The organism is Micromonospora sp. IBHARD003, from assembly GCF_056106285.1.
On the sequence record NZ_JBWBBX010000001.1, the window covers coordinates 1,288,383 to 1,300,751 of the forward strand.

The following is a 12,369-nucleotide window of genomic DNA, read 5'->3' on the forward strand; positions in this document are numbered from 1 at the left end:
ATGACAGTCGTGACGTCGCCGGTGGCCGGTCGCGCGATCGGGCTCGCCGCTGTACCTGACCCCGTCTTCTCCGGCGCGATGGTCGGTCCGGGTACGGCGATCGATCCCGTACGCGAGCCGTCTGAGGCCGTCTCCCCGGTGGATGGCGTCGTTGTCTCCCTTCACCCGCACGCCTTCGTCGTCGTGGACGCCGAGGGACACGGGGTGCTCACGCACCTCGGCATCGACACGGTGCAGCTCAACGGGGAGGGCTTCGAGCTCCTCATCAACAAGGGCGACACGGTGACGCGTGGCCAGGCGATCGTCCGCTGGAACCCCCGGGCCGTCGAGGAATCCGGGAAGTCCGCAGTCTGCCCCGTCGTGGCACTGGAGGCATCGGCCGATGCGCTGGACGCCCTCCGCGAGGACGGCGATGTGAAGACCGGTGACGAGCTCTTCAGCTGGAGCTGAATCGCAGCCCGGCCGCGGGCCGGTGGTACATCCATCGCGGTGGCTGGGACCGCCGCACAATCGGAGACGGTGAAATGGAGACAACGCTGCGAGGCGTCGGCGTGAGCCACGGGACGGCGATCGGCCAGGTCCGGCATATGGGGACGGCCGTGCTGGAGCCGCCGGCCAAGCAGATTCCCGCCGATGAGTCCGGGCGTGAACAGGGGCGGGCCCGGCAGGCGGTCGAGGCCGTGGCCGCCGATCTCAGTGCACGCGGCCAACTGGCCGGGGGCGAGGCCCAGCACGTGCTCGAGGCGCAGGCCATGATGGCGCAGGATCCGGAGCTCATGGCCGATGTCGACCGACGGATCGCCGTCGGCAGCACGGCCGAGCGAGCGGTGTACGACGCGTTCGCCGCCTATCGGGCCCTGCTGGCGGGTGCCGGGGAGTACCTGGCGGGGCGCGTGGCCGACCTCGATGACGTACGGAACCGGATCGTGGCACGTCTCCTCGGTGTTCCGATGCCCGGGGTGCCCGACAGCGACGAGCCCTATGTGCTGTTCGCCCGGGACCTGGCGCCTGCCGACACGGCGCTGCTCGATCCCGGTCTGGTGCTCGGTTTCGTCACCGAGGAGGGCGGGCCGACAAGTCACAGCGCGATCCTGGCGCGGGCCCTCGGGGTCCCGGCCGTGGTGGCGCTGCCGGGCGCCTGCGAAGTGGCCGAGGGCACGGTCGTCGCGGTCGACGGCAGCACCGGCGAGATCTTCGTGGAGCCCAGCGCCGAGGAGCGTGCCGAATTGGCGCGGGCGGCCGAGGAGCGCAAGGCGGCGCTGGACGCGGCCTCGGGGCCTGGGGCGACGTCGGACGGGCACAAGGTACCGCTGCTCGCCAATGTCGGTGGTCCCGCCGATGTCCCGGCGGCGGTCGCGGCGGGAGCCGAGGGCGTCGGTCTGTTCCGTACCGAGTTCCTGTTCCTGGACGACAGTACGCGCGCGCCGTCCGAGGTCACGCAGATCGAGGCCTACCGCAAGGTGCTGGAGGCGTTCCCCGGGGGCCGGGTGGTCGTGCGGGTGCTGGACGCCGGCGCGGACAAGCCGCTGGACTTCCTGACACCGGCCGACGAACCGAATCCGGCTCTGGGGGTGCGGGGTCTGCGGGCGCTGCTCGACCACCCGGACGTGCTGCGGACCCAGCTGACGGCTCTGTCGAAAGCAGCTGAGGGACTGCCGGTGTACCTGGAGGTCATGGCTCCGATGGTGGCCGACCGGGCCGATGCCAGGGCCTTCGCCGACGCATGCCGTGAGGTCGGGCTGAAGGCGAAGTCCGGGGCGATGGTCGAGATTCCCTCGGCGGCGCTGCGGGCGCGTGCCGTGCTGCAGGAGGTGGAGTTCCTCTCGCTGGGGACCAATGACCTGGCGCAGTACACCTTCGCGGCGGACCGGCAGGTGGGTGCGGTGTCGCGGCTGCAGGACCCATGGCAGCCGGCATTGCTCGACCTGGTCGCCGCCGCTTCGGAGGCGGCCGCGGCCGAGGGCAAGAGCTGTGGTGTGTGCGGCGAGGCGGCGGCGGATCCGCTGCTTGCCTGTGTGCTGACGGGTCTCGGTGTCACCTCGCTCTCGATGGGTGCGGCGTCGATTCCCTATGTACGTGCGGCGCTGGCGAAGTACACGCTCGCGCAGTGCGAGCGCGCGGCGGCGGCTGCTCGTGCCGCGGACAGTGCCGAGGAGGCCCGCGCCGCGGTGCAGGCCGTGCTCTCCGGGGAGTGACCGGCCGGGAATGACGCGGACCCTGCGCGGCGTGTGAGCGCCGGCGTTGCCCAGGGGCTTCCCGTGAACAGTGCGGGGAGCCCCTGGCGTTTCCGCCCCTGCGAACGCTTCCGCCGTCCGGCTTCGGCCGGCCGGGGCCGGATCAGCGGTGCGGGCCCGTGCCCGGGGGATCGCCGAGGGCGAAGCCCGCGCGGTACTCGACCCCTGGCTCGGGGGCGATGGGCTCCCCGGTGTCCGCGTCCGTGCAGTACGCGCTGAAGACCTCGGCCTCGGTCAGCGGGAGCAGCCGGCCGTCCCACAGGCGCCAGCCCCGCACCTGGTCGGGGGCATCGTCGGTGGTGGTCCGCAGCACCACTCCCCCGGGACCTGCGAGGGCGATGCCGGCGGCGAGGACCGTGGCGAACTCCGCGCCCTCGGTGGAGTCGAGCACGACCGGGGTCCCCGTGCCCGTCGTCGCATGCATCACCGCCAGGAGCTGCTCGCCGCCTGCGGGCACGCTGCAGACCAGATGATGCGCTCCGGGACCCGCGATCTCGAGGAGCCGCAGCAGGAGCTGTGAGGCGCGGTCGAAGGCGGCGCGGCCGACGTCCTCGGAACAGTCGGCACACGGTCCGAGATCGTTCAGCAGGGAGGTGGCGTACTCCCAGGTGGCCTGCCGGGCCGTTCGGTTGACGAGCAGGGGCACCAGATGGTCGATGGGCTGGCCCGTGTAGGCCACGGTGGGTCCGTCGGCCGCGGCCTGGGCCGTGTAGCGGCTGCGGCTGGCGGAGCTGTCCGGGTCGATGCCTGTCCTGGCGCAGAAGTGGGCGAACTCCTCTGGGTCGAAGAGGGCGACGGCGGTGTGGCCACCCTGGGTGGACAGGGATCTGAGCAGCCCCTCGACCTGCTGTAGGTAGTCGGGATGCTCGGTGAATCCGAAGCTTCGGTATCGGCGCATGGCGGCGAAGTCCTGCTCGTCGACGAGCAGACCGACGGTGGTCGGTGCCTCGCGGCGCAGGGCGCGCCGGAGTGAGCGTCGCCTGGCGGTGGTGTCGTTCGGTGTCCGGTCGTGCCTGGTGCGGGTCATGATTCCCCCTGGTCCCCGTGAGCACTGTTGCTCAGTGCTCACTCACCGTAACCGTGAGCACTGACAGTCAGGGCGTCGCGGGGATCACGCGTGGGGGTCAGGAGCGTGTGCGGGCCAGCTCCTCGTAGAACCGCAGCAGTTCGAGGTTGTCGACCGAGCCCGGATTGACGGCCTTGGCCAGGGCCGTGCCCTGGAGCAGGCGCTTGACCGGGACCTCGATGCGCTTGCCGGTGAGGGTGTGCGGAATGCCGGGGACCTCGATGATGTCGTCGGGGACGTGGCGGGGGGAGAGCTGTTCACGGATGGTGCGCTTGATGCGTTCGCGCAGTTCGTCGTCGAGCGTGGCGCCTGGGACGAGGTGGACGAAGAGCGGCATCCAGTAGCCCCCGTTCGGCTCTTCGAGGCCGATGACGAGGGATTCGCGGATCTCGGGGAGGCGCTCGACGGCTTCGTAGATGTCGGCGGAGCCCATGCGGACGCCCTGGCGGTTGAGTGTGGAGTCGGAGCGGCCGTGGATGACCACCGATCCGTGGTCGGTGAGGGTGATCCAGTCGCCGTGCCGCCAGACGCCGGGGAACATCTCGAAGTAGCTGTCGTGGTAGCGGCTGCCGTCCGGGTCGTTCCAGAAGTGGATCGGCATGGAGGGCATGGGGTTGGTGACGACGAGTTCGCCGACCTCGCCGACGAGGGGCTTGCCCTGCGGGTCCCAGGCCTGGAGATCGGTCCCGAGGCAGGGCGCCTGGAGTTCGCCGATGTGGACGGGGAGGGTGGGCACGGCGCCCGCGAAGCAGCTGCAGACGTCGGTGCCGCCGCTCACGGACGCGATCCACAGGTCCTCGCGGACCTCGTCGTGGAGCCAGCGGAAGCCGTCGGGAGGCAGGGGGGAGCCGGTGGTCGCGACGCACTGGACGCGGGAGAGGTCGTGGTCGCGGCCGGGGTGCACCCCCGCCTTGCGGCAAGCCATCACATAGGCGGCCGAGGTGCCGAAGAGGGTCGCCCCGGTGCGTTCGGCGATGGCCCACTGGGCCCCGGTCTCCGGGTAGCCGGGGCTGCCGTCGTAAAGGATCACGGTGGTACCCGTGAGCAGGCCGGAGACGAGGAAGTTCCACATCATCCAGCCGGTGGAGGTGTACCAGAAGAAGCGGTCCCCGGGGCCGAGGTCGCAGTGCAGGCCGATCTGCTTGAAGTGCTCGAGGAGGATGCCGCCCTGGGACTGCACGATGGCCTTGGGAAGGCCCGTGGTGCCGGAGGAGTAGAGGACCCAGAGCGGGTGGTCGAACGACACCTGCTCGAACACCGGTTCGGCGTCCCCGGAGGTGAGGTCCGACCAGGAGAGGGCGCCGTCGGGGGCCGCAGTGCCGAGCAAGGGGATGTGGACGACGGCACGCAGGGTGGGCAGTTCGCGGCGGAGCTCGGCGACGGTGTCGCGGCGGTCGTGTTCCTTGCCGCCGTAACGGTAGCCGTCGACGGTGAACAGGACGACGGGCTCGACCTGCTGGAAGCGGTCGAGGACGCTGCGGGCACCGAAGTCGGGAGCGCAGGAGGTCCAGACGGCGCCGACCGCGGCGGTGGCGAGGAGGGCGGTCACCGCCTGCGGGATGTTGGGCAGGTAGCCGCTGACGCGGTCGCCGGGGCGTACGCCGAGGGCGCGGAGCTCGGCTGCGAGCGCCCCGACCTGGCGGCGGAGCTCGGACCAGCCGATCGGGGACGACTCGTGGGTCTCGTCCACATGGATCAGGGCCGGCTCATGGGCGCGGGCGGGGTCCTCCGCGGTGCGCAGGGCGTGCTCGGCGTAGTTGAGGGTGGCTCCGGGGAACCACTGGGCGCCGGGCATGGAGGTGTCCCCCAGGGCCCGCTCGTACGGGGTCGAGAACCGTACGTCGAACCAGTCGGCGACCGCCCGCCAGAAGGTCTCCAGCTCGTCGACGGACCAGCGGTGCAGCGCCGCGTAGCCGCCCTCGGCCGGGGCCCCGTACCGCTCCGCAGCCCAGGCCTGGAAGCGGGTGATCCGGGCTGCCGCGACGCGGTCGGCGTCGGGCTGCCAGAGCGGGGCAGGGCTTGAGGTCATGGAGCGGCTCCCGGGCGGCTGTGTCGTTCTACGCGTGGTGGGCGTGTCCCGCGCACGGGCGTGGGTGTGCGCGTGACGCGGCTGGCGCTGGAAGGGACGATGCCATGTGATCGTCTTCAGCACCAGGGTCACCTCGCGTGGCCGGCTGGTTCGTCATGTGCCGCTGCCATGGGTGAACGGGAGTTGAACGGTACCCGCCGTGGTCCTGGTGAATGGCATCGTGATCACCATGGACGGTCGTCAGCTGGTGCGCTCGGTGAAGGTGTTCGGCACGGTGCAGGGTCTGCGGGCGGTGCGCTCTGCCCTGCGCCGCAGGCGCACGGACGCGTGGGGTCTGCCCCCGCGTGGCGCCGAGCGCGCGCGGGTGCCGGGCGCGGTCGTCGGGGCCGATCCGCTGCCGGGTGGCGGGGTGGTGCGGTTCGCGCGTTCGCGGCTGCGGGTGCTGGTGGCGGTGGGCGGCGCTGTGTTCTGGGGCTGGGACGGTGCGGAGCCCGAGCCGTCGTACGCCCTGGCCGGGCCCCCGCCCGCGCCCGATCCGCGCGCCCTGCTGGAGCCCGACAAGGACGGCGGCTGGCGGGTGGTGTCGGAGCGGGTGACGGTGGCGGTGTCGCGTCACGGGGCCGTGGAGGTCCGCACACCCGGCGGGGTCGTGCTGCGCAAGGAGCTGCCGCCTCGCTGGTGGGAGCCGGTGGGCGGCGGTCCGGCGCGCTGGCTGAAGCGCGCCGAGGTCGGTGCGGATGCCCGGTTCTTCGGGCTCGGCGGACGGTCTTCGGGGCCGCGGCTGCGGGACGGCACGTACCGGCTGTGGAACACGGACCCGAGGGGCAGCTTCGGTCCCGGTGACGATCCGCTCTACATCACGATGCCGGTGCAGCTGGTGGTCGCGGACGCCGGGACACATCTGGCGTTCTACGACAACACGTGGGACGGCCGCGTGACGCTGAGTGAGGGCGAGGAGGGTGCGGGCTCCGGCCACGACCGGCCGGGCACCGTGGAGGTCCGGGCGACCGGCGGGCCGCTGCGCTGCTGGGTGCTCGTCGGCACTCCGGCGCGGGTGCTGCGGGGCTGGACGGCGCTCACCGGCGCGCCCGCGCTTCCCCCCTCGTGGGCGCTCGGCCCACAGCACGCCCGGTGGGGCTTCGGGAGCGAGCGTGAGGTGCGCCGGGTGGTGACGGGCTACCGGGAGCGTGGTCTGCCGCTGTCGGCGCTGCATCTCGACATCGACCACTACGACGGCTACCGCGTCTTCACGGTCGACCGCGAGCGCTTCCCGGATCTGCCGGGCCTCGCCGAGGAGCTGCGCGCGGACGGGGTGCGGCTGGTGTCGATCGTCGATCCGGCGGTGAAGGCGGAGGCGGGGAACGCGGTCTACGACAGCGGGGCGGCGGCCGGTGCCTTCGTGCGGGACGCGCGCGGCCGGGACGTGCTCGGTGTGGTGTGGCCGGGTGAGTGCGTGTATCCGGACTTCACCGACGCGCGGGTGCGGGAGTGGTGGGGCGGGCTGTACGAGGAGCGTCTGGCCCAGGGATTCTCGGGCGTGTGGCACGACATGAACGAGCCGGTGTCGTTCTCGCCCTTCGGCGATATGACGCTGCCGCGTTCGGCTCGGCACGCGCTCGAGGGCCACGGGGGCGACCATCGCGAGGCACACAACGTGTACGGGCTCGCGATGGCGCGGGCGGGCTATGAGGGACTGCGGCGGCTGCGGCCGAAGGAGCGGCCGTTCCTCTTCTCGCGTTCCGGCTGGGCGGGAATGCAGCGGTACGGCGGGACCTGGTCCGGAGATGTGTCGACGGGCTGGCCGGGGCTGCGTGCCTCGCTCTCGCTGGTCATGGGGCTCGGGCTGTGCGGGGTGCCGTATTCGGGGCCGGATGTGGGTGGTTTCGACGGCAGTCCTTCGCCCGAACTGTTTCTGCGCTGGTTCCAGCTGGGCGCGTATCTGCCGCTGTTCCGTACGCATGCGGCGATCGACGCGGGACGCAGGGAGCCGTGGGAGTTCGGCCCGGAGGTGCTCGGCCATGCGAAGGCCGCGCTGCTGGAGCGGGAGAGGTTGCGCCCGTACTTCATGACTCTGGCCCAGCTGGCCCGCCTCACCGGGGCGCCGTATGTGCGGCCTGTGTGGTGGAACGCCCCGGGTGACCGTGCGTTGCGCGACTGTGAGGACGCGTTCCTGCTGGGCGAGGCGCTGCTCGTGGCGCCGGTGCTCGAGCGGGGTGCGGACCGGCGTGCGGTGCGGCTGCCGCGCGGCCGGTGGTACGACACCGTGACCGGGCAGGCGCACGAAGGCCCGGGTCAGGTGCTGCTGGACGCGCCGCTGTCGCGGATTCCCGTGCTGGCACGGGCGGGTGCGGTGATCCCGGTGCGGGGTGAGGACGGCGGCATCGTCCTGGAGGTGTGGGAGCCGGTGCCGGGGCGCACCGGCGGCGGGCTGGTCGTGGAGGACTCCGGCGACGGGTCGGCGCCGCAGCCCGAGGTCGAGCGGTACACCTCGCGGCTGGCCGGTGACCGGGTCGTCGTGGAGCGGGTGACACCGGGGGGCGCGGTCAGGGCGACGCGGCCGGTACGGATCCGGTCCGCTCAGGCGTAGTCGCCCGCGAACCAGCGGCGCACGGCGAGCGTGTGCAGCGGGAACGCCAACTCGGCCGGCTCGTGGAGGAGGTGCCAGCCCTCGGTCTCGTCGGTCGGCGCGGACGGCGGGAGCCGGTCCGCCGGGCGCTCGGGGAGCAGGCCGAACAGCAGCAGATGGCCGCCGGGTGAGCTGAGGGCGTCGGCCAGCCGGACCTCCCGCGCGGTGGCCTCGATGCCGGTCTCCTCCCTCAGTTCACGGACGACGGCGTCCTTCCAGTCCTCGGCGTGGTCGATGAATCCGCCGGGCAGTGCGATCTCTCCGCGCCGCGGTTCGATGGTGCGGGTGATGACGACGAGTCCGGTGCCGCGCTCCGTGGTCGCGGGCAGCAGGGCGACGGCGACGGGGAGGGGGTTGCGATAGGCGATGTCACCGCAGACGGGGCAGGTGCGGGGCCATCCGGTGGTGCCGTCCGGGTAGCGGGCTCCACAGCTCGAACAGTGGGAGTCCGTGACGGGGACGGAGGTTCCTGAGGTCCCTGTCGCTACTGACGTTTCTGCGGTTCCTGACGTGGGTGCCTGGGGCTCGCGGGGCTCGGTCACTCGCGGACTGTAACGCGGGGACGGTGCCGCGCGGGCAGGCTCGCTCTTGTCCGCGCAAGACGGGCCGCGTTGGTCAGGGCCGGGCCAGGGAGCTGCGATCCACCGGGAAGTCGAAGTAGGTGTCGGGGAAGAGCTCGGGCTTGTGGGTGAAGTGCCACCACTCCTCGGGCAGATTGACGAAGCCCTCTTCGGCGAGGGTCTGCCTGAGCAGCAGCCGGTGGGCGCGCTGGATTCCCCGCACGCGCGGGTCGTCCGTGTGTGACAGGGTGTCGAAGCAGTCGAATCCGGTGCCCATGTCGATGGAGTTGTCGGGGAAGCGTTCGCTCTGCGGGCCGTGGCAGGGCGCCAGTTTCTCGCCGGGGACGTAGGGCCGGGTCTTCCTGGCGGGCAGCTTGACGATGGTGAGATCGACGGTGCTGCCCCGGCTGTGTCCGGACTTCTCGGCGATATAGCCGTCCTCGAACAGTCTTGACTTGTCGACTTGGGGATAGAACTCCTGCTTCATCCGCTCGTCGTCGAGGTCCTTGGCCCAGCGAACGAAATGGTCGACGGCGCGCTGCGGCCTGTAGCAGTCGTAGACCTTGAGGGAGTAGCCGCGCGTCAGCAGCCGGCGCTGGGCGCTGCGCAGGGCCCGGGCGGCGGGGCGGGTGAGGATGCACAGGGGCTTGCGGTATCCGTCGACGGGCTCGCCGATGAAGTTGTGCTTCGTGGTGTAGCGCATCTCCTGGAGGATCGTGGGGTCGACGGTGCGCAGTGCGACGAAGTCCCGGGGAGCCCGGGGCTCGGGCAGGACGGCCGGGACGGCGGGCGGCGGTTCCGCTGCGGCGGCTCCTGCGGTGAGCAGGGCGGCGGCCGTGAGGGCCAGGGCACCGAGTAAAGAAGCGCGTCCTCTCATGTGCACCGTCTATCAGGAACGGGTGGCCGGGGGCCAGCCCTGTGCACGGGGACCACCCGTGTGCCCCTGCCCGGCGTGGCGCGGGTGTGCCCTCTTCCCCGCGACTGCGTCTGGCCTACCACCGTCCCGCCGTGGCAGACTTTCTGACGATGCATCAGAATTTTGGGACCGGCGGTCAGGGAGGGTTCGGCCGTGGCACGCACACGCACACCGGTGGTGGCCGGATGGTTCACCGAAGAAGGGGACGAGTGCGAAGGGAGAGCCTCTCAGGCGTTCCGGCTGCTTGGCACCCGCTGCTCCGCCTGCTCTGCCGTGTTCTTCCCGCGTGAGGACTTCTCCTGCCGCAATCCGCACTGCCGGGGCGGCGAGCTGGTGGAAGTCCCGCTGTCGAAGCGCGGGCGGATCTGGTCGTACACGGACGGGCGCTACCGTCCCCCCGCGCCCTATGTCTCCGATCCGGCCGTGGAGTGGCAGCCGTACACCCTGGTCGCCGTCGAGCTCGAGCAGGAGCGCATGGTCGTCCTCGGCCAGGCCGCCCCGGGAGTGACGGTCGCGGATCTCGCCGTCGGGATGGAGGTCGAGGTGGTGCCCGGGGTCCTGGACGAGGACGCGGAGACCACACGGACGACCTGGTGGTGGCGACCGGTGGGAGGCGTGTGATGGACGACGTCGCGATCCTCGGCGCCGGTATGCACCCGTGGGGCAAATGGGGGCGGAGCTTCGTCGAGTACGGAACCGTCGCCGCCCGCGCCGCCCTGGACGACGCGGGTGTCGACTGGCAGGACGTCCAGTCGGTGGTCGGGGCCGACACCGTCCGCGGCGGCTATCCCGGCTATGTCGCGGGAGCGACGTTCGCGCGGGCACTCGGCTGGCAGGGCGCCAGGGTGACCAGTGTGTACGCCGCGTGTGCATCCGGCGCCCAGGCCATCGGCACCGCACGGGCCCAGATCCTGGCAGGTCAGGCGGACGTGGTGCTGGTGGTGGGCGCCGACGCCGCACCCAAGGGGTTCTTCGCACCGGCCGGCGGCGACCGGCCCGACGACCCGGACTGGCTGCGCTTCCGGGTGCTGGGAGCCACGAATCCGGCGTACTTCGCGCTCTACGCACGGCGCCGTATGGCACTGCACGGCGACACGCTCGAAGACTTCGCGCAGATCAAGGTGAAGAACGCGGCGGCGGGAGCGCTCAATCCGTATGCCCGCTACCGCAGGGTCGTGAGCGCCGACGATGTCGCCGCGTCCGCGGTCGTGGCCGATCCGCTGCGGCTGCTGGACATCTGCGCCACCTCGGACGGGGGCGCGGCGCTCCTGCTGTCGAGCCTCGATTACGCCCGTCGGCGAGGGGTCGCCGATCCGGTGCGCATCCGCGCGGTCTCGACCGTGACGCCCGTCTACCCGAGGACCGTCCTCGATCTGCCCGACATCGCCACCGACTCGGCGGCCGCGGTGGACCCGCCCGCGCTGGGCTTCCGTGCGTCGATCGCCCGCTCCGCGTACGAGGAGGCAGGGCTCGGGCCCGAGGACCTGTCGCTCGCCGAGGTGTACGACCTGTCCACCGCACTGGAGCTGGAGTGGTACGAGGACATCGGGCTGTGCGCGGCCGGTGAAGGCGCCAAGCTGCTGCGGGAGGGTGCGACCACCATCGGCGGACGCCTGCCGGTGAATCCGAGCGGGGGTCTGGCGTCCTTCGGCGAGGCGGTACCGGCTCAGGCGATCGCCCAGGTCTGCGAGCTGACATGGCAGTTGCGCGGTACCGCCGGCGAGCGGCAGGTGGCCGGGGCGCGGGCCGGGATCACCGCGAACCAGGGCCTGTTCGGGCATGGTTCCGCGGTCGTCGCCGTGCGCTGAGGCGGCCGGTCACCCGGCGTTTCCGTCGGCTCTGGCGGCTCTGGCGGCTTTCTCATGGAGGGCCCGTACCCCGGGAATTCGGGGGTACGGGCCCTGTCCGGCTCAGGTCGCGGCCGGCTCGCGCTCGCGCATGGAGCGGACCAGGGCGTGCTCGACCACCGCCACCAGGACCGACTTGACCGACTCGCGTTCGCGCGCATCGCACATCATCAGCGGGACCTCCGGATCGAGGTCCAACGCGGCCCGTACCGTCTCCGTCGGGAAACGGTCCGCGTCCTCGAAGCAGTTGACGCCGACGGTGAACGGAATCCCGCGGCGCTCGAAGTAGTCGATGGCCGCGAACGAGTCCTCCAGGCGGCGGGTGTCGGCGAGCACCACGGCACCGAGCGCGCCCTGGGCCAACTCGTCCCAGAGGAACCAGAAGCGGTCCTGACCGGGGGTGCCGAAGAGGTACAGCACCAGGTCATCGCGGAGCGTTATCCGGCCGAAGTCCATGGCCACGGTGGTGGTCTTCTTGGACTCCACGCCTTCGAGGTCGTCGACGGGCCGGCCCGCCTCGCTCAGCGTCTCCTCGGTGCGCAGCGGTTTGATCTCGCTGACCGCGCCGACGAGAGTCGTCTTGCCCACCCCGAAGCCTCCCGCCACCAGGAGCTTCAGGGTCACCGGCTCGGCAGGCCGCTGCACATCCTCGCGGCTAGAGCGCCCGAAGACCATCGATCACCTCGCGGAGAATGCTCACATCCGGCAGTTCGGCCGGTGGGACGGGACGGGTTACATGGACCAGTGCGTCCTCGACGAGATCGCCCACGAGGACCCGGACCACCCCGACGGGCAGGTCGAGTCCGGTGGCGAGCTCGGCGATGGACTGGGGAATCGTGCCGCAGCGCTCGATGATCTCGACATGCTCCGGGGAGAGCATCTGGTCCGTGCCGGGATCTTCGGCGGCCGGTTCGGGGACGACGAGCGCGATCAGGTCCAGCCGCTGACGGGTCGCGCTGCTGGTGCGGCCCCGGGTCATGGCGTACGGACGGACCACCGGCCCCGCGTCGTCGTCGAACCAGTGGTGCGGCTGCGGGGCCTCTGCGGTGTTGTCGAGCTCCTGAGTGTGCTGTCCGGCGTCGTTCATCTCA

At 71.7% G+C, this 12,369-nt stretch carries 11 protein-coding genes; 5 read left to right on the plus strand and 6 right to left on the minus strand.

Annotation, left to right across the window (positions count from 1 at the left end):
* Together ACTWOL_RS05660 and ptsP are read left to right on the plus strand one after the other, a co-directional pair.
* Positions 1–450 carry a PTS sugar transporter subunit IIA gene (locus ACTWOL_RS05660; protein WP_474294946.1) on the plus strand — a complete coding sequence of 150 codons (450 nt, stop codon included), beginning with the start codon at positions 1–3 and terminating at the stop codon, positions 448–450.
* Between the two features lie 74 nt (positions 451–524).
* Positions 525–2,195 carry a phosphoenolpyruvate--protein phosphotransferase gene (gene ptsP, locus ACTWOL_RS05665; RefSeq protein ID WP_474294948.1) on the plus strand — a complete coding sequence of 557 codons (1,671 nt, stop codon included), beginning with the start codon at positions 525–527 and terminating at the stop codon, positions 2,193–2,195.
* A gap of 142 nt (positions 2,196–2,337) precedes the next feature.
* Here the strand turns inward: ptsP and ACTWOL_RS05670 are convergent, their stop codons facing one another.
* Positions 2,338–3,261, minus strand: coding sequence for a hypothetical protein (locus tag ACTWOL_RS05670; protein ID WP_474294949.1), 924 nt, complete (start codon positions 3,259–3,261; stop codon positions 2,338–2,340).
* Between the two features lie 97 nt (positions 3,262–3,358).
* The gene (locus tag ACTWOL_RS05675) at positions 3,359–5,329 is read right to left on the minus strand and encodes an acetoacetate--CoA ligase (protein ID WP_474294951.1); all 1,971 of its coding nucleotides are present in this window, start codon (positions 5,327–5,329) and stop codon (positions 3,359–3,361) included.
* 199 nt (positions 5,330–5,528) lie between these two features.
* On the opposite strand from ACTWOL_RS05675, the gene ACTWOL_RS05680 reads away from it, so the two are divergent.
* Positions 5,529–7,916, plus strand: a complete 2,388-nt coding sequence (locus ACTWOL_RS05680; protein ID WP_474294953.1) for a glycoside hydrolase family 31 protein — start codon at positions 5,529–5,531, stop codon at positions 7,914–7,916.
* On the opposite strand, the gene ACTWOL_RS05685 is transcribed toward ACTWOL_RS05680, so the two are convergent.
* Together ACTWOL_RS05685 and ACTWOL_RS05690 are read right to left on the minus strand one after the other, a co-directional pair.
* Entirely contained in the window at positions 7,907–8,497 is a 591-nt protein-coding gene (locus tag ACTWOL_RS05685; RefSeq protein WP_474294955.1) for an NUDIX domain-containing protein, read from the minus strand. The genes ACTWOL_RS05680 and ACTWOL_RS05685 overlap by 10 nt on opposite strands.
* 73 nt (positions 8,498–8,570) lie before the next feature.
* Complete coding sequence (locus ACTWOL_RS05690; RefSeq protein ID WP_474294957.1) at positions 8,571–9,392, minus strand: M15 family metallopeptidase; 822 nt, start codon at positions 9,390–9,392, stop codon at positions 8,571–8,573.
* A gap of 192 nt (positions 9,393–9,584) precedes the next feature.
* On the opposite strand from ACTWOL_RS05690, the gene ACTWOL_RS05695 reads away from it, so the two are divergent.
* Both ACTWOL_RS05695 and ACTWOL_RS05700 read left to right on the plus strand, forming a co-directional pair.
* The gene (locus ACTWOL_RS05695; RefSeq protein ID WP_474294960.1) at positions 9,585–10,052 is read left to right on the plus strand and encodes a Zn-ribbon domain-containing OB-fold protein; all 468 of its coding nucleotides are present in this window, start codon (positions 9,585–9,587) and stop codon (positions 10,050–10,052) included.
* Positions 10,052–11,239: a lipid-transfer protein gene (locus ACTWOL_RS05700; protein WP_474294962.1), complete on the plus strand. Its 1,188-nt coding sequence runs from the start codon at positions 10,052–10,054 to the stop codon at positions 11,237–11,239. The genes ACTWOL_RS05695 and ACTWOL_RS05700 overlap by 1 nt, the downstream gene beginning before the upstream one ends.
* Positions 11,240–11,341: 102 nt before the next feature.
* Here ACTWOL_RS05700 and ACTWOL_RS05705 read toward each other — a convergent pair whose 3' ends face one another.
* Both ACTWOL_RS05705 and ACTWOL_RS05710 read right to left on the minus strand, forming a co-directional pair.
* Positions 11,342–11,953 carry a GTP-binding protein gene (locus ACTWOL_RS05705; RefSeq protein ID WP_474294963.1) on the minus strand — a complete coding sequence of 204 codons (612 nt, stop codon included), beginning with the start codon at positions 11,951–11,953 and terminating at the stop codon, positions 11,342–11,344.
* Entirely contained in the window at positions 11,934–12,365 is a 432-nt protein-coding gene (locus ACTWOL_RS05710) for a DUF742 domain-containing protein (RefSeq protein ID WP_474294965.1), read from the minus strand. Before ACTWOL_RS05710 ends, ACTWOL_RS05705 begins: the two co-directional genes overlap by 20 nt.
* Positions 12,366–12,369 lie beyond the last annotated feature (4 nt).

What these genes read in the sequence shown, in the direction of transcription:
- ACTWOL_RS05660 (WP_474294946.1), top strand. Translation starts at nt 1, where the DNA reads ATGACAGTCGTGACGTCGCCGGTGGCCGGTCGCGCGATCGGGCTCGCC.
- ptsP (WP_474294948.1), top strand. Translation starts at nt 525, where the DNA reads ATGGAGACAACGCTGCGAGGCGTCGGCGTGAGCCACGGGACGGCGATC.
- ACTWOL_RS05670 (WP_474294949.1), bottom strand. Translation starts at nt 3,261, where the DNA reads ATGACCCGCACCAGGCACGACCGGACACCGAACGACACCACCGCCAGG.
- ACTWOL_RS05675 (WP_474294951.1), bottom strand. Translation starts at nt 5,329, where the DNA reads ATGACCTCAAGCCCTGCCCCGCTCTGGCAGCCCGACGCCGACCGCGTC.
- ACTWOL_RS05690 (WP_474294957.1), bottom strand. Translation starts at nt 9,392, where the DNA reads ATGAGAGGACGCGCTTCTTTACTCGGTGCCCTGGCCCTCACGGCCGCC.
- ACTWOL_RS05700 (WP_474294962.1), top strand. Translation starts at nt 10,052, where the DNA reads ATGGACGACGTCGCGATCCTCGGCGCCGGTATGCACCCGTGGGGCAAA.
- ACTWOL_RS05705 (WP_474294963.1), bottom strand. Translation starts at nt 11,953, where the DNA reads ATGGTCTTCGGGCGCTCTAGCCGCGAGGATGTGCAGCGGCCTGCCGAG.
- ACTWOL_RS05710 (WP_474294965.1), bottom strand. Translation starts at nt 12,365, where the DNA reads ATGAACGACGCCGGACAGCACACTCAGGAGCTCGACAACACCGCAGAG.